Consider the following 24,026-nt stretch of genomic DNA (forward strand, 5'->3'; position numbering starts at 1 on the left):
GGGTGGTGCTCGTCGCGGTCGCGACGAGCACCACCCGCGGGCCCGGTCCGGCGGGTCAGGCCTTGAACATCACGGTCCTGTCCTCGACCGAGGCCTGACCCGTGAGGATGGCGTGGTGCAACTGGCGCACCCAGGGCGACGGTTCGACGCCCGACTGCTCCACCATCTCGTCGCGCAGCCTGCGGTAGACCGCCAGCGCCTGGCTCTGCCTGCCGCTGCGGTACAGCGCGATCATGTGCTGCACGTGGAAGTTCTCCTGCATCGGGTACCGCGCGCACAACGTCGCGAGCTCGCCGAGCAGCTGGTGGTGGCGACCGAGCGCGAGGTCGGCCTCGATGCGCAGGTACAGGTCGCCGAGCCGGTTCTCGTCGAGGCGCATCGCCTCGATCGCCAACTGCGGCCCGAGCGGCACGTCGGCGAGCGCGGGGCCGCGCCACAGGCGCAACGCCTCGGCCAGCGTGCGGGACGCGCGTTCGTGGTCGCCCTCGTTGACCGCCTGACGCCCGGCGGCCGAGAGCTCCTCGTAGCGGAACGCGTCCACGGCGCTCGGCTCCACGTTCAGCAGGTAACCGGTCCGCCGCGTGATCAGGATGTCCTTGGACGTCAGGCCGCCGTGGCGGGCGAGCGCCGTGTCCAGGTTCCGCCGCAGCTTCAGGACGTAGGTGCGCAGGGTGGACACCGCGGTGCGGGGCGGGTTGTTGACCCAGATCTCCTTGACCAGGGCGTCCGCCGTCACCACCCGGCCGGCGTTGAGCGCCAGGACCGCCAGGAGCTGGCTCGGTTTGCTCGCGGTCGGCACGATCGAGACACCGCCAAGATCGACTGCAAGAGGGCCGAGCACGACGATTTCGATTCGCATGTGCATTCTCCCCAGAATTTATTCTTTTGATTCACACTGAGCCGATGACCACGGACCTACTTTCCGAATCCGGTGGACGGGCGTCCACCGGAGGGTCGGGTCTCCGCGGAACGCGCGGGAGACGGCCGTTCGCCCGGGCCGAACCGGGCGTCACGTCCACCGATGAGGACGCGCCGGGGCCCTCGCGACGACGGGAGGGAACCGGTGGACAGCCTGCGCGACGGGCCACGCGCGAGGACCAGGACGTGCGGCTCGGGCTCGCCCCGGCCCGACCGGCGGCCACTGGTGGCCGACTTCGCGGTGGACCTGCCTCGGCGGTGCGCCCCTCGGCACGCGGTGGTGCGCCGGCCGGGTCGCAGGTCCGTCTCGATCATGGCGCTCGCCTCCGTCAGCCGACTCCCGACGGTCACCCATCTTCCGGAAGCCGCTACTGACTTTCCTTCGGTCCGCTATCGAGCGGCGATAGGAAGCGCAATAGATCGCCTATGCATTTTGTCCGGACATGGTTGCACAGTTCCGTCCTCGACGAAGTCCATTCGGCCAATTGGGATGGAATCCGACCCGCGCACCGCTGTTCGATCTTGGCCGGTGCCGGACTCGGAAGATCGGGATCGCGGCGGCGCCGAACCGTCGCCGCCACCGTTCACCAGCGGTGATCGGCGCGATCGGGACGGGAGTCGCGACCTGGGCGGAGTTGAATGTGACAACCCCTCTAGTTCCTGATCGGTCAAGAGCCCCCTCCACCGGCGTACGAGCCGGGAAACGTCGGTATCCGAGGCGTCGATCCGGCCGACGCCCCGGCGTCGCGGGACGCCCCGCACCGCTCCCGCATCCGGCGCCGAACCGGCCGGTCCGCACCACTTCCGGCTGGTCGGGCGGGATCTCCGGGCTGTTCCCCGACTGCCGCACGACGCCGCGAGCGGTTCGCGACCGGAGGTCCGGTCGGGGCTGCCACCGGGCCGGCGGCACGCGGTCGGCGACGCACCCCGTTGCGGCGGAATCGCGAACCGGAGGTGCCCGCACCGGCACGACCGACTCCGTCGCCGATCTCCACGACGTTCGACGGCACGGGCGCGGGAAGGCGCTCCGCCTCCTCGACGCGGATGACCGGCGGGAAATGCCCCGGGTGGAACGGCGGTGGTCCGGATAATCCGCCGGAAGTGGAATTCGGCGAACACCGCCGTTCCTCGACGGCGTTCTCCACGACTTTCCCCACCGGTCCTCCTATCGCCTCGGAGAGGAGCGCGTCGCGGGACTTCGGGACCCCGCGCCAGGCGCCCCTCGTCCGGTGGCGACGGCGCGCTCCGGTCGGATCGGACGGCGAGCGGCCACCGCCCCACAGGCACCCCTCCGCACGACCGGACCGCCGAACAGCGGCTTCACCGCGGCGTCGGCGGACACGGACGACGTGGACCCGGGCCCACACCCACTGCGAACTGGCGCACCGCCGATCGACGGCGCCGTTGTGGGACAGGAGCCGGCCCACCCCGACGGCCCGCGGACGGGAGGACCTGCTCGCGGCGTGCCGGTCCCGCGGACCCACCGCCGTCCGCGACGTCCCGGTCCACACCGACCGGATTCCGCGAGCGCGCCGTTCCCATTCGGGGAAGGCCCGGAGGATGTCCTCCGGGCCTTCCCCGAATTGTCCGGTGAGCGACGCGTGAACGCCCCGCGGCGGTCCGGTGGGTCTCGGGGTCACGTCCCGGGCGACGAGCTGTCCACCACGTCGGACCTGCCCCCGGCGAGCCACGTGCTGACCCGCCGCGCCGCCGCCATGCTCGCCCACGCGGTCAGCTCGACGAGCGTGTCGTCGCCGGGCGCGGTGCGCCGGAACTCCTCGACGACCGCGTCGTCGACCTGGTAGGAGGCCAGCGCGACGAGCAGCGCCAGCTTGCCCGCCGCACGGTCCGCCAGCGGGAGCGTGGCGGTCAGCTCGTCCGACCACGACCGGCTGATGCCCGGCCCTCCCCCGTCCCAGGTCGACAGGCGCGCCCCGACGAGCGCGCGCACGCTCTCCGGCACCGACCGGACGCCCGCCGCGTCGACCTCGGCGTAGGCGCGGGCGAACGCCTCGGCGACCACCGGGTTCGACCGGGCCCAGTCGAGGTCGTCCGGCAGCGGCACCGCCGGGAGCAGGTCCAGCGACTCGCCCGCGACCGGCCCGTGCGCACCGGGCCGCATCACCCCGCCGAGCACCTTCCTGGCCTTCGGCCTGGCGGACTCCGGCACGTGCGACGGGAGGGGCGAGTCGCCGAGGAAGACGTTCACCACGCGGTTGTAGTAGTGGAAGGCGACCGCGACGCCGATCAGCTCGGCCGCCTGCTCCGGCGGGAACGGCGCCGCGACCCCGGCCCCCGCGGACGCCGACGCGCGCGCCCACTCGGTCACCACGTCCCGGCCCGCGCCGGCGGCCGGCAGGGCGTCCAGCGTCATGCCGTGCACGTCCGCGCAGTACGGGCAGGCGTTGGCGAGCGACACCCCGGTGGCCACCGCCTCCTTGTCCGCCCGCTCGGCGACGCCTTCCGCCAGCAGCGTCTCCCGCAGGACCATCCACGACGCGGCCAGCGTCCCGGGGGACGCCGAGTGCAGCGCGACCGGCGGCGCGAGCATCTTGAAGTCGCGCTCCACCTGCCGGTACACCTGCGCCACCAGCCCCGTGGCGTGCCGGCGCTTGACCACGCGCACGTGGCGGGTGTCGTTCAGCGACCGGCGCACCGCGAAGCGGACCAGCACGGCAACCATGACCACTCCTCACTCAGGCCGAAGGGGTCGCGCGGGCCAGCACGGCGCCGACGACGAAGTCCGGGTACTGCTCGGCGATCGCGTCGACGTCCGGGAGGACCCGCACGTCGCCGAGCCCGGCGGCCTCGAAGGTGGCCCGCCAGGCGGCGGGCGTCAGGAAGCCGTGCGTCGGCCGGCGCACCGGGTCGGTGGCGACGTCGGTGAAGCTGTCCAGGAAGTCGAAGATGACCTCGGCGTGGATGGGCCGCGAGAACTTCGTCGGGCGGACGCACTCGGACACCACGACCGTGCCGCCGGGCTTGAGCGCCTTCGCCGCCTCGCGGACGACGAAGTCCATGTCGTGCGCCACGTGGAAGCAGTTGACCGCGTAGACCACGTCGAACGTGCCCGGCTCGACCCCCTGCGGCTCCCACGGCAGCGTCATGTCGACCCGCGCCGGCTCCACGACCGTGGACGGGGACGCCGCGGCCTTCGCCGCCCGGTCGCCGTGCCGGGCGAACGTCTCCGCCACCTCGGTGAAGCGGTAGCGCGTGATCGCCGGACCGAGGGTCCGGAGCACGTGCTCGGCCGCGCTGCCGCAGCCGCCGCCGATCTCCAGGACCTCGAACGGGCCGCCGCCCGGCGGCACGAGCCGCGACAGCGCCTCGGTGCCGACCGCGTTGTTGATGGCGTAGAGGAGGTTGTCGTTGGAGAAGTACTTCAGCCACAGCGGGAGCTTGTCGGGCGCGAAGAGGATCTCGTCGCCCGACGCCTCACCGGCGAAGAAGCGCTTCGCCTCGTCGACCAGCGTCCGCAGGATCTCCACGGCCACGGCGGCCCCCGGCTCGCGCTCGGCCAACTCGGCCGCGACCGTGTCGAAGTCGGGCGCCGCCGTCCCGCCGCGGTAGTAGCGCCCGTCCTCGCGCTCGAACACGCCCGCGAACGTGAGCTTCTCGTACAGGAACGCCAGCGGGACGGTCCTGCGCCAGGGGATCGACAGCTCCTTCTTCGCCTGCTGGACCGTGATCCCGGACGCCGTGGGCAGTGCGTCGATCGAACCCAGGATGCGGTGCGCGGTCGCGTCGACGAGGCGCGAGAACGTCTCGTTCGCCGCGAGGAAGCGGAACGAGAAGAGGCCGCGGACCCGCTCGTCGGCGATGGCGGCGCGGAGCTTCGCGAACTCCGCAGCCTTCGGGTGCTCGGGGTTGGTCATGGTGTTCACCGACTTTCCGGGAGGTCGGACCGCTCAGGCCGCCCGGCTGGTGGGCGCGGACCAGTCGCGGACGGTCATGGGGAGGCCACCGCCGAGGCGGAGCGACATCATGGGCTCCGGCTTGACCCGGTAACCGGGCACCGGTTCGAGCTTCAGGTCGCGCATCAGCGTGGAGATGATGAAGGTGGCCTCCATCGTCCCCAGGTGGTTGCCGACGCAGAACCGGGGGCCGGCGCCGAACGGGATGTGCGCGTAGCGCGGCCGGTCGGTCTGGACTCCCGGTTCGAACCGCTCCGGGATGAACCGCTCCGGCTCCGGCCAGTACCTCGGGTGCCGGTGCAGGGTGTACGGGCAGATCAGGACCTCGGCGCCGGCCGGCACGCGGTAGCCGCCCACCTCGTCCTCGGCGAGCGCGCGCCGGGGCAGGATCCACACCGGCGGGTGCAGGCGCATCGCCTCCTGGAGCACCATGTTCGTGTACCGCAGCCTGGTCAGGTCCGCGTAGGACGGGCGGCGGTCGCCGTACACCTCCACCGCCTCCTCGTGCAGCCGCTCCCGGACCTCCGGGTGCCTGCCCACGAGGTCCAGCGTCCAGCCGACCGTGCTGGCCGTGGTCTCGTGCCCGGCCAGCAGCAGCGTCACCAGCTCGTCCTGCATGCGCCGGTCGGCGACCCGCCGGTCGCTCTCCTTGGCGGTGGAGGCGATGAGCCGCGTCAGCACGTCGTCCCCGGACTCGACGGGGTTCGCCTTCCGCTGCGCCACCAGGGCGCCCACGATCCGCTGGAGGTCGCTCCGGGCCCAGCGGAACGCCCGCTGCCCCTTCAGCGGGAGCCACCGGGGGATCATGCCGAGCGTCTCCATCTCGAACATGGCCTGGTCCTGCACGGCCTCGAACGAGTGGCCCACCGAGTCGAACTCGCCGAGGTCGGCGTCGAGCAGCGTCCTGCCGAGCACGCCGAGGGTGAGCGCGGTGACCTCGGACAGCACGTCGACCGGTCGGGCGGCGCCCAGGTGGGCGCGCAGCCGCGCGACCAGCCCGAGCGCCTCCTCGACGATGACGTCCGCCTGCCCCGCGATCCGCTTGTGCTGGAACACCGGCTGGATGGTGCGCCGCTGCTCCTTCCACAGGTCGCCCTCGCTGGTGAGCAGCCCGTCGCCCAGCGCGCGCTTGGCCTCGGTGTAGCCGATGCCCTTGTGGTAGTTCGCCGCGTTGTCCGCCAGGACGTGCTTGGCGTGGTCGGGGTGGTTGAAGATGTAGAGCTTCTTCGGACCGATCGCCACCCGCACCGCGTCGCCGTACTCGCGGACCGCCTCGCTCATCAGGCCGAGGCGGTCGGCGCGGAGCTGGCGCAGGATGCCCAGGGCCGCCCGCCGGGGCGGCCCCGGGGGCACTCGGCCACCGCTCGTCGTCATGCCACGGCCGGGCGCGCGGCGTGCTTGCCCGCCGAGTCGCCGTTCTCGGAGACCACCACGATCGGCGGGGCGGCCTCGTTCTTCCCCTGCTCGGCCGCGGCGCGCTCCTTCGCCGCCTTGTCCACGAAGTGCAGGCCCCACAGGAACATGCCGCGGACCAGGCACACGAGCGCCGTGGCGATGAACAGGCCGTAGGCGATGTGCATGACCATGAACATCCCGTAGGCGACCGCCACGCCCGCGCCGAACGCGAACTGCGCGGCGGGCTTGGACGGCGTCGTGCCGGGGTCGGTCACCATGTAGTTGGTGTAGAGGATGAACGCCACGCCGGTCATGACGGCGAGCCCGCCGGGGATCGACGTGTCGAACAGGATGCCGCGGACGATCGCCTGGAGCGCGAAGAAGCTCAACCAGCCGAAGATCAGCCACATGCGGTCGGTCAGCTTCGCGTTCAGCATCGTGCCCGTGATGATGATGACACCGGGCAGGATCCAGCTGCCCCAGTCGTTCAGGCCCTCGGTGAAGTGGTACGGCGGCGCGATGCTGCCCCACGGGAACAGGATGAGCACCATCAGGATCCCGAAGTTGGACGGGTTCATGTAGTGCCGCAGCCTGCCGCGCACCGGGGCGCGCAGGATCCACTTCGCCGCCACCGCCAGGGTGACCGCGAACATCATCACCCAGATGCGGTCGTTGACGTAGATCAGCATGTTCAGCGCGATGGCGGTGATGTGCGTCGGGAGCAGGAACTCCACCAGGCCCTTGAAACCTCCGCCGGCGTAGCGGGGCGCCCGCCCCTCGACCTTGGCGCCGATGGTCTCCAGCGCCAGCTCGACCGCGTAGCCGGTGGCGACGGCCACGAAGGGCCAGATCCACGGCTGCTCGAACCCGAGGAAGATGTAGCCGGCGGTGTTGAAGATCGTGATCGAGATGGCGAACCTGCGGAGCGCCTTGATCACCTTGGGGTTGTGCTGCGGAGGCCCCCCGGCGGGCGGCTTCCCGTTGAGCTTCGCGTCCTGGACAACCATATCCGTCCTCACTTCTCCTCGGCCGAGTCGCCGAGCACGAACTCGTGCTTGCCCTGGCCGAGCTCGAACTCCTGCTTGTGGACCTCGCCCTGGCGGTCACGCCACTCCAGGCACACCTGGACGTCGCCCGCCGCGTCACCGAGCCCGATGTGGACCTCGGTGCTGCGCTTGCCGCCGTGACCGCTGCCGCCGTCGACCCGCTGGACGTACTTCTTGCCGTCGGCCGTCGTCACCGTGACCTGCGCGCCGGTGGCCGGCGAACCCGGTGCCGGCGCGGCGCCGGTGCTCGGCGCCTGCTCTCGGGTCAGCGACAGGTTCAGGTAGCCGCCCGGCTCGGGCGCCTCGTTGTGGTAGTACACCGGCTCGTCGAACTGGCGGGCCACCGCGAAGTCGAGCAGGCCGTCGCCGTCCGCGTCGCCGGTGGCGATGCCGCGGGTCGGGATCGGCACGGCCAGCCCCAACTCGGGCGCCAGGTCGGTGTAGCGGCCGTCCTCGCCCTTGGCGAAGAAGTGCAGCGTCTCGCTGCCCGCGAGGTCGTCGCCCGCGTTCGTGTTGGGCCAGAAGAACGGGTTGGACACCAGCGCGTCGTTGGACATCGCCAGTTCCTGGAGCTGCGGCCACCGGTTCGTGGCGCCCCGGACGAAGCCGTTCGTCACGGCGATGTCCAGCTCACCGCGGTTGGTGAAGTCGGCGAGCTTGTTGTCCCACGACCAGCCGGACCACGCGGTGCCGTTCTCGCCGCTGACGTCCTCGAACGGCGCCGTGCCGTCCCGCATCTGCGCCTGGAGGTCCGCCTTGTCCTTCGCGGTGTTGACGTAGTGGAAGTTGCTCTCGACGATGCCCCACCCGACCGTCAGGTTCGACACGAACAGGTCGTACAGGCCGTCGTGGTCGGTGTCACCGAAGTCGACGCCCATGCCCTTGAACGAGTCGTCGCCGATCCGCTTGGACTTCGGCGTGCCGGGGGTGCGGCTCGTCTTGATGTTGGCGAAGCTCACCTTGCCCGGCTCGGACCTGTTGTGCAGCAGCCGGTCCTGGCCGAAGTCGTTCGCGATGTACAGCTCCGGCAGCAGGTCGCCGTCGACGTCGTTGGCGCTGACCGCGAGCGTCCAGCCGTTGCGGGCCTCCTCGGGCAGCGCGTCGTCCGGCACCGCCTCGAAGTCCACGGTCGGCTTCGCGCCCGCCGTCGCGCCCTTGCACAGCAGGATGTGCTTGCCGCCGCCGTTCTGCGCGTGCGACAGGGAGTGGTTCATCTCCACTCCCCCGTCCTTGGTCGGGTCCAGGATCGGGCTGTCGGGGAAGTAGTTGCCGACGAAGATGTCGTCGTGGCCGTCCCCGTCGAAGTCCGCGACCGTGGCGGCGTTGGAGTTCCACTGCGGGCCGTCGTAGCGCCCGTCCGGGCCGGCGTTGTCGCCCGCCACCGCCTCGACCGCCACGAACGCGTCCGCGGACAGGTCGGTGCGGTCGGCCGTCTGCAGGTGGATGACCGGGGTGCGGCCCCACATGTAGATCAGCAGGTCCAGTCTGCCGTCCTCGTTGAGGTCGGCGGGCACGCAGCCCATCGGGGCCATCACGTCGTTGACCGGCAGCGGGTCCGGGGTGAGCTCGAACGGCTGGTACCGGTCACCGCGCTCGTCGGGGACCGGGGTGACGATCACCTGGTCGGTGCGCGGGTCGACCACGCACAGGTCGTTGGGCAGGCCGTCGCCGTCCAGGTCGTTCATCGCGACCGCGGCGCCGACCGAGGAGATCCAGGCGTCGATGTGCTTGTACGCCTGGTTGACCGGTCGGATCGACTGCTGCTTGTCCGACGCGGGTAGCGCGACCCCGTGCTCGGCGAACCCGTACTTGGCCGCCATCTCGTTCCTGGTCTCCGCAGAGCTCTGCGGCAGGCTGACCACGAAGTAGGAAACGACGACGACCACGAGCGCGATGACTCCGGTCAACTGCCTGCGCAGCATGCCAAACATCTCTGTTCACACCTCCGTGGTGACGAGCGCGTCGGCGAGCCGCTGCCGCCAGATCTCGTACGCCGGTTTGTCGCCACCCGCCCGGTGGTCGGGGCGGCATTCGTCGGCGAGCCCCGCCGCCTCCTGCGGGGTCATGCCGCACAGCACCCGGGTGGCCAGGACCGAGTGCGCCGGGACGATGCCGGCGCGCACCCGCGCGTGGGCGGCGAACGCGCTGCCCTGCGCGAGGTTGCCGCGGTGGTCGCCCGCGCGGGCGACCAGCGTGCGCAGGTCGCGCTCGGCCGCGGCCGGGTCGTCCCCGCCGCCCGCGTAGGTGGCCGCGAGCCCGATCCCGCTCCACAGGTCGTCGCGCCGCGCCGCGGGGAACGAGTCGACCAGGTCGGCGACCAGGACGGGGTCGGTGCCGCGGACGAACCACGAGGCGCGGCCGATGCCCTGGTCGATCGCGTGGTTGGCGTAGTCGCCGTGCGGACCGCCGGGCCACGGGAACTTCGGGTCCTGGTACTGGGCGTCGACGTACCGGGCCGTGTGGAAGTAGGCCTGGTGGAAGCCGTAGCCGTCGAGCACCAGCGGCGCCAGCACCGGGTCCAGCGACGTCGGCTTCGGCCAGCGGAAGCGCGGGAGCCGCGCCATCGCCCAGCCGATCCCCACGTAGGCGAGGTACTGGTACCTCGTGCCCACCGGTGTCGCCAGGAACCTGCTGACGTTGTCCGAACGGCCGAACGGCAGCCCGTCGAGCATCGCGAGGCCCATGCCCGCACCCTCGTAGGCGAAGCCGCGCAACCAGTCGGGCAGCTCCTCCACCCGCTCCTCGGCCTCGGCCGGCGTCCGCGCCTCGACGGCGTGGGCGTAACCGGTGAGGAATGTCTTCCCCACGGTCTCGAGCCGTTCCTGGGCAGCCGGGCTTTTCTTGTGGAAGCCGCGCTTGTCAAGACTCGTCTCGGCGGTGCTCGGTGTGAGAAGGCGTCGCCGCAGCGCCCGCCATGAACTGGTCAAGTCATTCCCCTAACCATCATCGGGAACGGCGTGGTGATTTCCGCCGTCGATCGTCACACGACGTCGGACCGCTTACGACTTCAAACGTGCTGGATCGCGCCCGCGGCGGGCCGGCGACGGGACGCGCGACACGGGGGCGAACGGACAATGGACATCACACATATCCACCGGCACGCGGACGCACCCTTTCGACGCGGTCGGACGGCACACGGGGAGATGGCAGGCGCCGCACCACTGAGGCAACCTCGATGAGAAAGAACGCGCGTCGAGGACTGTCGTCGGACTCGGCTTCCTGCCGCGTGTGCGGCGCGGCGCAATTCTGCGCGCCGATTTGAGCCGAGTGGTCGTCGAGAATGGGCGGTACAGGTTGAGCACCGAGCGGATCGCGATCGTTGGCATCGGGCTTCGTTACCCCGACGCCTCCAGCACCCAAGACCTCTGGGAGAACGTCCTGGCCGGGCGCCGTGCTTTCCGCAGGCTGCCCGACCAGCGAATGAACCAAGCGGATTACTACTCGCCGGACCGGAGCGCACCGGATCGCTTCTACTCCACGAAAGCGGCGGTGCTGCGCGACTTCGAGTTCGACCGGCTCAAGTACAAGGTGGCGGGCAGCACCTACCGGTCGACCGACCTCACCCACTGGCTGGCGTTGGACGTGGCGGCGAACGCCCTGGCCGACGCCGGTTTCCCCAACGCGGAGGGCCTGCCGCGGCAGGCCACCGGCGTCGTCCTCGGCAACAGCCTCACCGGCGAGTTCTCGCGGGCGAACCTGATGCGGCTGCGCTGGCCGTACGTGCGGCGCACGCTCGCGGCCGCGCTGTCCGCGAAGGGCTGGGACGACGACGAGACGGCCGCGTTCCTGCGCGACCTCGAACCGGCCTACAAGGCGCCGTTCCCGGCGATCGACGAGGACACCCTCGCGGGTGGGCTCGCCAACACCATCGCGGGCCGGATCTGCAACTACTTCGACCTGCGCGGTGGCGGCTTCACCGTCGACGGCGCCTGCTCGTCGTCGCTGCTGTCGATCACGACCGCGGCCAAGGCGCTGAGCGACGGCGACCTGGACGTCTGCCTCGCCGGTGGCGTGGACCTGTCCATCGACCCGTTCGAGGTGATCGGGTTCGCCAAGACCGGTGCGCTGGCCACGGGCGAGATGAAGGTGTACGACGCCGACTCGAACGGCTTCTGGCCGGGTGAGGGCTCCGGCGTGCTCGTGCTGATGCGCGAGGAGGACGCCATCGCCCGCGGTTCGCGGATCTACGCGTCGATCGCCGGCTGGGGCATGTCGTCGGACGGCAAGGGCGGCATCACCAGGCCCGAGGTCGCCGGCCACCGCCTGGCCATCAGCCGCGCGTACGGCCGCGCCGGGTACGGCGTGGAGACCGTCGCCTACTTCGAGGGCCACGGCACGGGCACCGCCCTCGGCGACGCGACCGAGCTGGAGGCGATCGGCTCGGCCCGGCGCGAGTCCGACCCGGACGCCCGGCCGGCGGCGATCAGCTCCCTCAAGGCCAACATCGGCCACACCAAGGCCGCCGCGGGTGTCGCCGGCGTGATCAAGGCGGCGCTGGCGGTGCACCACCAGGTCATCCCGCCGGGCACCGGGAACTACGAGCCGCACCCGAAGCTCACCGGCGACTCCCCTGCGCTGTACGTGCCGCGCGAGCCGGAGCTCTGGCCGGCGGACCAGCCGATCCGGGCCGGCGTGTCGGCCATGGGCTTCGGCGGCATCAACACGCACATCGCGCTGGAGCAGGCGCCCGGCACGACGCGGCGCGCGGAGCTGCGGACCGGGACCGCGGAGTTGACGGGCAGCAGGCAGGACGCCGAGCTGCTGCTGTTCGACGCCGCCGACCACGCGGAGCTGCGCGAGCGGCTCACCGGGCTGGTCGACGTGGTGGCCAAGCTGTCCTTCGCGGAGCTGGGCGACCTGGCCGCGGAGCTGTCCGGCCGCCTGGCGGGCCGGCCGGTCCGCGCCGCGGTGGTGACCGGCAGCCCCGAGGACGCCGTCGGCAAGATCGCGCGGCTGGTCGCCGCGATCGCCGCCGGCGAGACGCGCCTGGCGACCGCGGACGGGGTGTACCTCGCCGAGGGGACCACCGCGCCGAAGATCGCCTACCTGTTCCCGGGCCAGGGCTCCGGCCGCGGCGCGGTCGGCGCGATCCGCCGCCGCTTCGCCGAGGCGGAGGCCGTGTTCGCCGCCGCGGGTCTGCCGTCCGGTGGCGACCAGGTCGCCACCGAGGTGGCCCAGCCGCGCATCGTCGCCGGGTCGCTCGCGGCCCTGCGGGTGCTGCGCGGGCTCGGCGTCGACGCCGACGTGGCGGTCGGGCACAGCCTCGGCGAGCTGACCGCCCTGTCGTGGGCCGGCGCGCTGTCCGACGAGGACGTGCTGAGGTTGGCGAAGGCGCGTGGCGAGGTCATGGCCAACGCCAGCCGCGGCGGCGGCGCGATGGCGGGTCTCGCGACCACACCGGAGCGGGCACTGGAGCTGTCCGCCGACGAACCGGTGGTGATCGCCGGGTACAACGGGCCGAAGCAGACGGTCATCGCGGGCGACGAGGCCGCGGTGGGCCGCGTGTGCGACCGGGCGAGGGCGGCCGGTGTCACCGCGAACCGGATCAACGTCTCGCACGCCTTCCACTCGCCGCTGGTCGAGCCCGCGTCGCAGGCGCTGACCTCGCGGCTGACCGAGTTCGCGTTCGCCGAACCCACCCGCCCGGTGGCGTCCACGGTGACCGGCGACCTGCTCGAACCCGGCACCGACCTGCGCGAGCTGCTGCGCGACCAGGTCCTGTTCCCGGTGCGGTTCCACGAGGCCGCCGCGAAGGCGGCCGGTGACGCGGACCTCGCGGTCGAGGTCGGCCCCGGACGGGTGCTCGCCGGCCTGCTGCGGGACATCGCGCCCGGCACGCCGGTGCTGTCGGTCGACACCGACAGCACCTCGCTGACCTCCCTGCTGTCGGTCGTCGGCGCCGCCTTCGCGCTGGGCGCCGCCGTGGACACCGGCGCGTTGTTCGCCGGCCGGGTGGTCCGGCCGCTGCCGCTGGACGGTGGGTTCACCTTCCTGACGAACCCGTGCGAGACCGCCCCCGACCTGGCGGTCGAACTCGGCGAGCCCGGCACGTCCACCGGGCAGGAGGCCGCGGCGACCGGGCAGGCGGCCGGGGAGGGCGCGGCGGGTGGCGACGGCCCCAGCACGCTCGACCTGCTGCGCGAGCTGGCCGCCGAGCGCGTCGAGCTGCCCCTGGAGACCGTGGCCGCGACGACCCACCCGCTCGACGACCTGCACCTGAGCTCCATCACCGTCGGGCAGCTCGTCAACGACGTCACCAGCCGGCTGGGCCTGCCCACGCTGGAGGCGACGACCAGCTTCGCGACCGTGACGCTCGGCGAGCTGGCCGACCTGATCGACGAGCTGGCCGAGTCCGCGCAGGGCGGGAACACCGGCCGCGACAACGAGGTGGCCGGCGTCGGGCAGTGGGTGCGGCCGTTCTCGGTCGACTACGTGCCGGCACGGGCGCCGAGGGTGGAGGTCGGCACCGGCCCCGCGGGCACCTGGCGGGCGTTCGCGCCGGCCGGCCACCCGCTCGCGGAGCGGCTGCGGATCGCGCTCGACGAGGCGGGCATCGGCGACGGTGTGCTGCTGTGCCTGCCGGACAGCGGCGAGGAGCACGTCGACCTGATGCTGGCCGCCGGCCAGGCCGCCACCGCGGCACCGCCCGGCACCCGGTTCGTCGTGGTGCAGCACCGGTACGGGGCGTCCGGCCTGGCCCGGACCGCGTTCCTGGAGGCGGACGGGATGGCGACGACGATCGTGTCGCTGCCCGACCTCGCGCCGAAGACCGCGGCGGAGATCGACGAGGCCGTGCGCAAGGTGGTCGTCGAAGCGGCCGCCACCACGACGTTCAGCGAGGTCCACTACGACGCGGACGGCCGGCGGACGACGCCGGTGCTGACCGTGCTCCAGTCGCCCGCCGAACCGCGCACCGGCACACCGCTGGACAGCTCGGACGTGCTGCTGGTCACCGGTGGCGCCAAGGGCATCACCGCCGAGTGCGCGCTGGTCATGGCCGTGGACTCGGGCGCGAAGCTCGCGCTGATCGGCCGGGACGCCCCGGCGGACGACGAGGAGATCTCGGCCAACCTGGCCCGCATGGCCGCGGCGGGCGTGGCGTGCCGGTACGAACGCGCCGACGTGACCGACCCCGAGCAGGTCGCCGCGGCGGTCGCCCGGTTCGAGGCCGCGCTGGGCCCGATCACCGGCGTCATGCACGGCGCGGGCCGCAACGAGCCGGCCGCGCTGGGCAACCTGACCGAGGAGCGCTTCCGGCAGACGCTCGCCGTCAAGATCACCGGCCTGCGCTCGGTGCTCGACGCGGTGGACCAGGACAGGATCAAGTTGCTGGTCACGTTCGGCAGCATCATCGGCCGGGCCGGGCTGCGCGGTGAGGCGCACTACTCGACCGCCAACGACTGGATGAGCGAGCTGACCGTCGACTTCCAGCGCGCGCACCCCGGTGCGAGGGCGTTGGCGATGGAGTGGTCGGTCTGGTCGGGCGCCGGGATGGGCGAGCGGCTGGGCGTCGTGGAGGCGCTCGCGCGGGACGGCATCACCCCGGTCTCGGTCGAGGAGGGCCTGCGGGTGCTGCGCCAGGTGCTGGCCGACCCGTCGGCCGGGCCGGTGGTGACGATCACCGGCCGGTTGGGCGGTCTCGCTACGCTGCCGCTCGACACGAGCAAGGAGCTGCCGCTGTCCAGGTTCGTCGACCGGGTGCTGCTGCACTACCCGGACGTCGAGCTGGTCACCGAGGTGGAGCTGTCCGCGGGCAGCGACCCGTACCTGTCGGACCACGCGCTCGACGGGGACCTGCTGTTCCCCGCGGTGGTCGGCATGGAGGCGATGGCCCAGGTCGCGACGGCCGTGCTCGGCCGCACCGGGACCCCGCTGCTCCAGGACGTCGAGTTCCTGCGACCGATCGTGGTCCGGCCCGGCTCGACCACGACCGTGCGGCTCGCGGCCCTGGTCCGGGACACCGAGACGGTGACCGTGGCCATCCGCGCGAAGGACACCGGGTTCAGCGCCGACCACTTCCGCGCGACGCTGCGGTTCCCGAGGCCGGCGCCGCCCGACCAGGGCACGACGAGGGCGGTCACCCGGCTGTCCCCGATGCCGCTCGACCCGATCACCGAGCTGTACGGCGGCGTGATGTTCCAGGGCAAGCGGTTCCAGCGCGTGCTCGGCTACCGGCGGGCGAGCGCCCGGCACGCGGTGGCGGACCTGTCGACCACCTCACCCGCGCCGTGGTTCGCCGCCTACCTGCCGCAGGAGCAGGTGCTCGCCGACCCCGGCACCCGTGACGCGGTGATGCACGCGCTCCAGTGCTGCGTGCCCGACGCGACCCTGCTGCCGCAGGGCGTGGACCGGCTGTACCTGGCCGAGCCGTCCGACCAGCAGGTCGAGTACGTGGTGCTGGACGCGCGCGAGCGGTCGCAGGACGGTGACAGCTACGTCTACGACATCGACGTGCTCGAACCGTCCGGCCGGGTGGTCGAGCGCTGGGAAGGCCTGATGCTGCGCGCCGTGCGGCAGAAGGACAGCTCCGGCCCGTGGGTGCCGGCGATGCTCAGCGGCTACCTGGAGCGCGCGCTGGAGCGGGTGCTCGGCGGTGGGCGCGCGGTCGTCGTCGAACCGGACCCGCGGACGGGCGAACCGGCCGACCGGCGGACGCAGACCCGGCTCGCCGCGAGCCGTGCCCTCGGGCAGCCGGTGGAGGTGCGGTACCGGGCCGGACGGCAAGCCCGAGGTGGACGGCGCCTCGATCTCGGCGTCGCACGGCGCCGGGGTGAGCCTGGTGGTGACCGGGCCCGGCACGCTGGGCTGCGACGTCGAGGCGGTCACGCCGCGCAACGACTGGGACTGGGTGTCCTTGCTGGGCAAGAACCTGTTCCGGGTCCGCGACCTGGTGGTGGCCGAGTCCGGGGAGGACCCGAGCACGGCGGGCACCCGGCTCTGGTCCGCGCTGGAGTGCCTGCGCAAGACCGGCACGACGACGCGGGACCTCGTGGTGGACCGGATCTCCCCGGACGGCTGGGTCGTGTTCTCCACCGGGGACGTCCGGGTCGCCACCTGGGCGACCACCTTCAACGACCTGCCCGACCCGGTCGTGTTCGCCGTGCTGTCCGAGGGGAGGTGAGAGGCAGATGACCGGGTACTACGAGCTGCGGCACCGCGTGGGCTTCGAGGAGACGAACTTCGTCGGCAACGTCTACTACTCCCACTACCTGCGCTGGCAGGGCCACTGCCGGGAGAAGTTCCTGCTGGAGCAGGCCCCGGCGGTGCTGGCGGAGATCGTGCACGACGACCTCAAGCTGTTCACGCTGAAGGTCGACTGCGAGTTCTACGCCGAGATCGCCGCCTTCGACGAGCTGAGCGTGCGGATGCGGCTGGAGGAGCTGACGCAGACGCAGATCGCGTTCGCGTTCGACTACGTCAAGCTCCAGGACGGCGCGGAGACGCTGGTGGCGAGGGGGTCGCAGCGGATCGCCTGCATGCGCGGCCCGAACAACAACACCGTTCCCACGCGGGTGCCCGCCCAGTTGCGGGAGGCGCTCGCACCGTTCGGCACCGCGCAGGTCGCGTAGCCGGCCGCACCGGGTCCGGACGGGGTGTCGGCCACGACTGCCGGCACCCCGTCCGGACCCGGCCCCTTACCACCACGAACAGCGAGGGAATCCATGGCGCACATCGACCTCGGAGTCGACGAGACCCTGTTCCCGGGGATCAGCGGCCCGCTGCGGTACCGCCCGGAGACGGCCAAGCCGCTGATGGAACTGGCGGAGGTGCTGCTGCGCGGCCCGCACCCGCTGACGGCGGGCGAGCGCGAGCTGATCGCGGCGTACGTCTCCGGGCTCAACGAGTGCACCTTCTGCTGCGACTCCCACTCCGCGTTCGCCGCGGCGCAGCTCGACGAGGGCGTGGAACTCGTCGACCGGGTCCGCGCCGACCTGGACACCGCACCCGTCCCGGAGAAGCTGCGGGCGCTGCTGCGCATCGCGGGCGCGGTGCAGCGGGGTGGCCGCGGCGTCGGCGCGGAGCTGGTCGACGCCGCCCGCGCGGAGGGCGCCACCGACCTGGAGATCCACGACACCGTGCTGATCGCGGCGGCGTTCTGCATGTACAACCGCTACGTCGACGGCCTCGCCACGGTCGTCCCGGCGGACCCGACGACCTACGCGAACACCGCGCAGCGCATCGTGCGCCAAGGCTACCTGAGCTGATCGCGGGGATTCCCGCACCACGGCGACGAGGGCGGAACTCCCGGCAGGGCGTCGAGACGCCGTCCTGCCGGGAGTTCCGCCCTCGTCGTGCCCGGTGTCCCGCGGCGCGGTCAGCCAGCGGCCGCGGTCCCGGCCGCCCGGGCCGACAGCAGGCCCTCGCGGTGCAACCAGCGGACGGTGTCGGCGAAGGTCTCCGGCACCGGCCTGCCCGGGCTGCCACTCGCCCCTTCGGCCACCCTCGCCGCGCAGGCGCAGGTGTAGAGGGCGCCGTACTCGGCCGGGATGTGCCAGGGCCACACCCGCTGCACCAGGCCGGTGACCAGGCCCAGCGGCAGCATCGCCCGCGCGGGCAGGTGCGCGGTGGGCAGCGCGCGGCCGGTGACCTCGCGCAGCACCGCCACGAACCGCCGGGTCGTCAGGTGCTCGCCGGGGCCGAAGTGCCGGTTCCCGGCCGGTCCTACCCCGCCCAGCAGCCCCGCGTGCAGCGCGGCGGTGTCGCGGACGTCGCCCACCGGCAGTCCTCCGGTCGGCCAGATCGGCATCAGGCCGCGCAGCGTGTTGCGCAGCCGGGTGACCTGGTCGCCCAGCTTCGGGTCGTGCGGACCGAGCAGGGCGGGCGGGTAGGTGATCGTCACCGGTGCCCCCGCGGCCTGGTGGGCGCGGGCGACGGACTCGGCGGCGGCCTTGGCCGCGAGGTAGGTCTCGCGCGGGCGACCGACCGGGGAGTCCGGGCCGAGCTCCCGGCCCGGCGACGGCAGCAGCGCGCCGAAGCTGGAGACGTGCACGACCCGCCCGACCCCGGCGCGGCGCGCGGCGTCCAGCACCCGCTCGGTGCCGGCCACGGTCGTCCGGGCGATCTCGCGGTGCGCCCGGCTGTCGAACGAGTAGACCGAGGCGGCGTGGAGGAGCGCGTCGGCGCCCTGCGCCAACCGCTCCACGCCGAACCGGTCGAGCACGTCGCCCCGCACCACGTCGACCGCGCCGGGGTCCACCCCCAGCGGCGCGAGCGCGCGCTCCACGGCGGACTCGTCGCGGACGAGCAGCCGGACGCGGTGGCCCGCCCGGAGCACGGCGGCGACGGAGTGCGAGCCGACGTAGCCCGTGCCACCGGTGACGCTGACCAGCATGGAGCCTCCCAGTGCGGGAAGGGGCCGTTGCCCGCGGCACGGACAACGGCCCCTTCGGTTCGGTCGGGCGGTCAGGCCACCTTGGCGGTGCTCCCGGCGGCGTCCACCAGGTGGCGCGGGGAGTTCTGGTAGGCGGCCAGCTTCCACTCGCCGTCCCGGCGGACCGCGAGCCACGAGGCGCGGATGGCGTTCGCCTCGGTCACCTCGGTCTCACCGGGGTGCAGGACACCACCGAGGCTCAGCAGGAGGATCACGTCCGGGCCGAGGACCCGGATGCTGATCGGCTTGCCGGTCACCTGGGTGCCCTTCCAGCGGCCCGCCCACTCCTTGGTCATCTGCTCGCGGATCTCGTCCCGACCGGTGGACAGCGACCCCGGCAGGATCATGGTGCCGTCGTCGACGAACACGCTCGCGAACGTGTCGGCGTCGTGGTAGGCCCACGCGGCGAGGACCTTCTGGGTCAGGGCCGCGATCGCCGCCTGGTCCGCTTGGGGGTTCATCCCGGATTCCTCCTGGTCTCGGCGTTCCGTGCTAGATGTAGAGCGTGTTGGGCTCCAGGCCGCACAGCACCCGGCCGTAGAGCTCGAAGTTCGTGTTCGGGTGCATCAGGGCGTGCTGGTTGACCGCCTGGATGTCGCGGTTGAACCGCTGGATCGGGATGCCGCTGTAGATCGAGGTGCCACCGCTCGCGGTGGCGAGGACGTCGATCGCGTCCTTGGCGAGCCGGATCACGCTGCCGACGTCGGCACGCGTCTTGGCGCGCTCCTCCAGCTTCCACTCGGTGCCCTCTTCGCACTTGCGGTCCACCAGGTTCGACGTGCGCCAGGCGTGGAACTCGGCCTCGTCGATCTTCAGCGACGCCTCGGCCACCTGGAAGTGGGTGATCGGCGCTTCGCGCTGGCTCTCGTAGTTCGTGTAGGTGATCTTGCGGTCGGGGAGCCGTTCGAAGAAGACGTCCATGGCGCCCTTCGCCATGCCCACGATCGCGCCCGTCGACGACGCGGCCGCGACCGGCATCAGCGGCGCGCGGTAGATCGGGGTGTTCCCGTTGCGCTTGGACGCGGTCTGGCCGGACAGCAGCACCGGCAGCGGGAGCACGCGCTCCGCCGGCACGAACAGGTCCTTCGCCACGGTGCTGACGCTGCCGGTGCCGCGCAGGCCGGCGGTGTCCCAGTCGTCGACGACGAGCAGGTCGGACAGCGGCACCAGCGCCATCACCGGGTACGGCTCGCCGTTCGGCGGGACCAGGATGGCGATGATCTCCTGCCACTGCGCGTGGTGCGCGCCGCTGATGAAGCCCCACTTGCCGTTCAGGACGATGCCGCCGTCGGCCGGCGCGGCCATCGCGGACGGGCTCAGCGTCCCGCAGATCCGCACGTCCGGGGTGGCGAACACCTCCTCCTGCACCTCGTCCGGGAACTGGCACGTCATCCAGGTCGGGATCCAGTACACCGACGTGACCCAGGCGGTGGAGGCACAGCCCCGGCCGAGCTCGGCGGCGACCTCGGCGAGCGTGAGGGTGTCCACCTCGTAGCCGCCGAAGTGCTTCGGGCGCCGCAGCTTGAACATGCCGGCGTCGGCGAGCGCCTCCACCACCTCGTCGTGCAGCCTGCGGTTCTGCTCCGCCCACGGCGCGTGCTTCCGCAGGAGCGGGATCAGGTCCGTTGCCTTGCGCACGAGCTCGGCGCGCGATGGAACCGTGGTGGCCAAGATGTCCTCCAAGCGAAGAAGCGGGCGAGAACGATCACCAGGTCACGCGAGGGCCGGTGCTGGCGTCCTCGGGTTGTCGTGTCCGGATCGTCGTGGTGGGACCACGGGTGGTCCGGCTGTCGTGCTCGTCGTGGTGGCGCGGCCACTCCCACCGGAGGTCGGGGCCGCTCCCCCGGCGGCCGGGCGCGGTCGGGGCGAGGTGGTGGCGGGTGCTGTCGACCCGCCCCGGGGCCGCGCTCCCGAACGGCTCGTGCTCAGGCTCGGACTCGACTCTCCACCACGGCGGACCGGGGCGCATCTCCGCTCGTGCCGTCCGCGGGGGCGGCCACCGCCGTCGCCCCGTCGAGGCCGGGTCCGGGCGTGATCACCTTCCCCGGGTTGAGGATGCCGGCCGGGTCGAGCGCGGCCTTCACCGCCCGGTGGACGCGCAGGCCGACCGGCCCCAGCTCGTGGGCGAGCCAGTCCCGCTTGAGCGTCCCGACGCCGTGCTCCCCGGTGCAGGTGCCCCCCAGCGACAACCCGAGCCGCACGATCTCGTCGAACACGGCCCGGCCGCGCTCCACGCTCGACGGGTCGGCCCGGTCCACGACGATCACCGGGTGCAGGTTCCCGTCCCCGGCGTGCCCGACCACCCCCACGAGCACGTCGTGGCGCGCCGCGATCTCCTCGACCCCGACGACCAGGTCGACGACGCGCGACCGCGGGACGGCGATGTCGTCGACCACGAGCCCGCCGCGCCCGTCCGGGTGGCGCGCGGTGGCGAGGTGCTCCATCGCGGGGTGCGCCAGCCTGCGGGCCGCGGTCAACGCCTCGGCCTCGACCGCGTCGCTCGCGACGTACAGCTCGCTCGCCCCGGGCCGGCAGCACTCGGCGATCGCGTCCAGCTCGTCCCCGGCGCGGTCGCCGGTGTCGGTCGCGACGAGCAGCATGGCCCCCGCCCCGGTGTCCAGCCCCATCGGCCGGTATGCCTCGATCGCCCGCAGGTGGGTGCGGTCGAGCAGCTCCACCATGCTCGGCGCGTGACCGGCCGCGGTCAGCGCGGCCACCGCCGCGCCGGCGGCGGCCACCGCCGGGTACACCGCCACCAGGGTCCTGGACTCCGCCGCCGCGGGCCGCAGCCGCAGGGTGATCTCGGTGATGATCCCGAGCGTGCCCTCCGAACCGACGAACAGGGCGGTCAGGTCGTAACCGGCGACGCCCTTGGCGGTGCGCCGACCGCACCGCAGGACCTCGCCGTCGGCGAGCACGACCTCCAGCCCGAGCACGTACTCGCCGGTCACCCCGTACTTGACGCAGCACATGCCGCCCGCGTTCGTGGCGACGTTCCCGCCGATCGTCGAGGACTCCCACGACCCCGGGTCCGGCGGGTAGGCCAGCCCCTCCTTGGCGGCGGCCCGGCGCAGCTCCGCGTTGACCACGCCGGGCTGCACCACCGCGATCCGCTCCGCCGGGTCGACCTCCACGATCCGGTCCATCCCGGCCAGCGACACGACCACCGCGCCGTCCACGGCGTTCGCGGCGCCCGCCAACCCCGTCCGCGCGCCCTGCGGGACCACCGGGACGCCGTGCGCCGCGGCCACCTTCACCACGGCGGCCACCTCGGCGGTGTCCTTCGGGCGCACCACCACCAGCGGCACACCGGCGTCGCACAGGTCGGCCTTGTCGCGGCGGTGGTGCTCCAGCAGGTCCGGGTCGGTCAGCACCCGGTCCGGCGGCAGCACCGCCCGCAGGCCCTCGACGACAGGTTCCATGGACCCGACCCTAGCCACTGCCGCCGGTACCGCTCCAGACCACGATCCGACACCGCTACGGCACGCAAGGGACGGTGGCGGAGTGGCCGGTCGACGTGGCGGAGGCCGGGCCGATCCCAGTGCACGCAGGGAGATGCGGTGCCGCGGACGCCCGCACGACACTGCTGGACGGACATCTCTCGGCGCCGTTGGAGGCAGCATGAGCACGTTTCGAGTGGACGGGCACCTGACCGGGATCGCCGACGCCACGCTCGCCGCGGCCGCGCGATCCGGGACGGCGCCGTCGCCCTCCACGGACGGCGTGACGCCGGCGCGGAAGTCCTGAGCCATGGCCGACAACGGACCAGGGCACGGCGGGCACGAGCCGCGCGACGCCGAGCCCGGCAACCGCAGGCGCACCCGCCCCCTCACCGGCGACGAGTACGTCGAGAGCCTCCGCGACGGCCGCGAGATCTACCTCAACGGCGAGCGGGTCAAGGACGTCACCGAGCACCCGGCCTTCCGCAACCCGATCCGGATGACCGCGCGGATGTACGACGCGCTGCACGACCCGGCCACGAAGGGCAAGCTGACCGCGCCCACCGACACCGGCAGCGACGGCTACACGCACCGGTTCTTCCGCGCGCCCCACAGCGTCGACGACCTCGTCGCCGACCAGGAGGCGATCGCCACGTGGGCCCGCATCGGCTACGGCTGGCTGGGGCGCAGCCCCGACTACAAGGCCTCGTTCCTCGGCACGCTCGGCGCGAACGCCGAGTTCTACAAGCCGTTCGACGACAACGCGCGCCGGTGGTACCGCGAGTCCCAGGAGAAGGTCCTGTACTGGAACCACGCGCTGGTCAACCCCCCGGTGGACCGGAAGCTGCCGCCGGACCAGGTGGGCGACGTCTTCGTGCACGTGCACAAGGAGACGGGTGCCGGCCTCCTGGTGAGCGGCGCCAAGGTCGTGGCCACCGGCTCCGCGCTCACCCACTACAACTTCATCGGGCACTTCGGGTTGCCGATCAAGAAGCGCGAGTTCGCGCTCGTGGCGACGATCCCCATGGACGCCAAGGGGATGAAGCTGATCTGCCGGCCGTCCTACACGGCGACGGCGGCGGCCGTCGGCTCGCCGTTCGACTACCCGCTGTCGTCCCGGCTCGACGAGAACGACACGATCCTGATCCTCGACAAGGTCCTCATCCCGTGGGAGAACGTGTTCGTCTACGGCGACCTCGGCAAGGCGCAGACCTGGGCCACGCAGTCCGGGTTCATCGACCGGTCGACGTTCCAGGGCTGCACCCGGCTCGCGGTCAAGCTGGAGTTCATCGCGGGCCTGCTGTCGAAGGCGCTGGAGATCACCGGCACCGAGGACTTCCGCGGCGTGCAGACGCGGATGGGCGAAGTGCTCGCCTGGCGGAACCTGTTCTGGGGCTTGTCGGACGCCGCGGCGCGCAACCCGGTGCCGTGGCGCGACGGCGCCCTGCTGCCCAACCCGCAGTACAGCCAGGCGTACCGGTGGTTCGCCCAGATCGGTTACCCGCGGGTGCGGGAGATCGTGCTCCAGGACGTGGCGAGCGCGCTGATCTACGTGAACTCCAGCGCCGAGGACTTCGGCAACGAGAACATCCGCGGCTACCTCGACACCTACCTGCGCGGTTCCAACGGGATCGACGCGGTGACCAGGGTGAAGGTCATGAAGCTGCTGTGGGACTCGGTCGGCACGGAGTTCGCGGGCCGGCACGAGCTGTACGAGCGCAACTACGCGGGCAACCACGAGAACACCAGGGTCGAACTCCTGTACAGCCAGCTGGCGTCCGGGCAGGTCGACGACTACCGGGCGTTCGTCGACCAGTGCCTCGCGGAGTACGACCTCGACGGGTGGACCGCGCCGGACCTGTCCCGCTGACACGCACGGGAGCCCTGGCCACCGCGCGGGCGGCCAGGGCGCCCGTGTGCCCGGGCCGTCACCGGCGTCGGT

General features: G+C 72.5%; 15 protein-coding genes and 1 pseudogene. 5 read left to right on the forward strand and 11 right to left on the reverse strand.

Annotated features, from left to right (window positions below; all coding sequences use genetic code 11):
* Positions 1–55: 55 nt before the first annotated feature.
* The 7 genes from J2S66_RS12885 to J2S66_RS12915 form a co-directional block, all read right to left on the reverse strand.
* Positions 56–859, reverse strand: a complete 804-nt coding sequence (locus tag J2S66_RS12885; protein WP_310307214.1) for an AfsR/SARP family transcriptional regulator — start codon at positions 857–859, stop codon at positions 56–58.
* 1,695 nt (positions 860–2,554) lie between these two features.
* The gene (locus J2S66_RS12890; RefSeq protein WP_310307215.1) at positions 2,555–3,601 is read right to left on the reverse strand and encodes a carboxymuconolactone decarboxylase family protein; all 1,047 of its coding nucleotides are present in this window, start codon (positions 3,599–3,601) and stop codon (positions 2,555–2,557) included.
* 13 nt (positions 3,602–3,614) lie between these two features.
* The gene (locus tag J2S66_RS12895; RefSeq protein ID WP_310307216.1) at positions 3,615–4,793 is read right to left on the reverse strand and encodes a class I SAM-dependent methyltransferase; all 1,179 of its coding nucleotides are present in this window, start codon (positions 4,791–4,793) and stop codon (positions 3,615–3,617) included.
* 33 nt (positions 4,794–4,826) lie between these two features.
* Positions 4,827–6,206: a cytochrome P450 gene (locus J2S66_RS12900; protein ID WP_310307217.1), complete on the reverse strand. Its 1,380-nt coding sequence runs from the start codon at positions 6,204–6,206 to the stop codon at positions 4,827–4,829.
* Positions 6,203–7,234: an enediyne biosynthesis protein gene (locus J2S66_RS12905; RefSeq protein ID WP_310307218.1), complete on the reverse strand. Its 1,032-nt coding sequence runs from the start codon at positions 7,232–7,234 to the stop codon at positions 6,203–6,205. The genes J2S66_RS12900 and J2S66_RS12905 overlap by 4 nt, the downstream gene beginning before the upstream one ends.
* Positions 7,235–7,242: 8 nt before the next feature.
* Positions 7,243–9,195 (reverse strand): CRTAC1 family protein, encoded by a 1,953-nt coding sequence (locus J2S66_RS12910; protein WP_374726077.1) that lies wholly within the window; start codon positions 9,193–9,195, stop codon positions 7,243–7,245.
* Positions 9,196–9,210: 15 nt separating this feature from the next.
* On the reverse strand, positions 9,211–10,200 hold the full coding sequence (locus tag J2S66_RS12915; RefSeq protein ID WP_310307222.1) for a DUF1702 family protein: 990 nt from the start codon (positions 10,198–10,200) through the stop codon (positions 9,211–9,213).
* Positions 10,201–10,567: 367 nt separating this feature from the next.
* Between J2S66_RS12915 and J2S66_RS12920 the strand changes: the two are divergent.
* The 3 genes and pseudogenes from J2S66_RS12920 (at position 10,568) to J2S66_RS12930 (ending at position 17,478) form a co-directional block, all read left to right on the forward strand.
* Positions 10,568–16,394, forward strand: a pseudogene (locus tag J2S66_RS12920) (SDR family NAD(P)-dependent oxidoreductase).
* A 7-nt stretch (positions 16,395–16,401) separates the two neighbouring features.
* Positions 16,402–16,842 carry an acyl-CoA thioesterase gene (locus tag J2S66_RS12925; RefSeq protein ID WP_310307224.1) on the forward strand — a complete coding sequence of 147 codons (441 nt, stop codon included), beginning with the start codon at positions 16,402–16,404 and terminating at the stop codon, positions 16,840–16,842.
* 93 nt (positions 16,843–16,935) lie between these two features.
* Positions 16,936–17,478, forward strand: coding sequence for a carboxymuconolactone decarboxylase family protein (locus J2S66_RS12930; protein WP_310307225.1), 543 nt, complete (start codon positions 16,936–16,938; stop codon positions 17,476–17,478).
* Positions 17,479–17,588: 110 nt separating this feature from the next.
* Here J2S66_RS12930 and J2S66_RS12935 read toward each other — a convergent pair whose 3' ends face one another.
* The 4 genes from J2S66_RS12935 to J2S66_RS12950 form a co-directional block, all read right to left on the reverse strand.
* The gene (locus J2S66_RS12935; RefSeq protein ID WP_310307226.1) at positions 17,589–18,605 is read right to left on the reverse strand and encodes an NAD-dependent epimerase/dehydratase family protein; all 1,017 of its coding nucleotides are present in this window, start codon (positions 18,603–18,605) and stop codon (positions 17,589–17,591) included.
* 71 nt (positions 18,606–18,676) lie between these two features.
* Positions 18,677–19,105, reverse strand: a complete 429-nt coding sequence (locus J2S66_RS12940; RefSeq protein ID WP_310307227.1) for an SgcJ/EcaC family oxidoreductase — start codon at positions 19,103–19,105, stop codon at positions 18,677–18,679.
* Positions 19,106–19,136: 31 nt separating this feature from the next.
* On the reverse strand, positions 19,137–20,318 hold the full coding sequence (locus tag J2S66_RS12945) for an acyl-CoA dehydrogenase family protein (RefSeq protein ID WP_310314776.1): 1,182 nt from the start codon (positions 20,316–20,318) through the stop codon (positions 19,137–19,139).
* Positions 20,319–20,569: 251 nt separating this feature from the next.
* Positions 20,570–22,066, reverse strand: a complete 1,497-nt coding sequence (locus tag J2S66_RS12950) for an FAD-binding oxidoreductase (protein ID WP_310307228.1) — start codon at positions 22,064–22,066, stop codon at positions 20,570–20,572.
* Positions 22,067–22,265: 199 nt separating this feature from the next.
* On the opposite strand from J2S66_RS12950, the gene J2S66_RS12955 reads away from it, so the two are divergent.
* Together J2S66_RS12955 and J2S66_RS12960 are read left to right on the forward strand one after the other, a co-directional pair.
* Positions 22,266–22,391 carry a hypothetical protein gene (locus tag J2S66_RS12955; protein ID WP_310307229.1) on the forward strand — a complete coding sequence of 42 codons (126 nt, stop codon included), beginning with the start codon at positions 22,266–22,268 and terminating at the stop codon, positions 22,389–22,391.
* Positions 22,392–22,394: 3 nt separating this feature from the next.
* On the forward strand, positions 22,395–23,954 hold the full coding sequence (locus tag J2S66_RS12960; RefSeq protein ID WP_310307230.1) for a 4-hydroxyphenylacetate 3-hydroxylase N-terminal domain-containing protein: 1,560 nt from the start codon (positions 22,395–22,397) through the stop codon (positions 23,952–23,954).
* Positions 23,955–24,026: the final 72 nt, after the last annotated feature.

The organism is Saccharothrix longispora (assembly GCF_031455225.1).
GTDB lineage: Bacteria > Actinomycetota > Actinomycetes > Mycobacteriales > Pseudonocardiaceae > Actinosynnema > Actinosynnema longispora.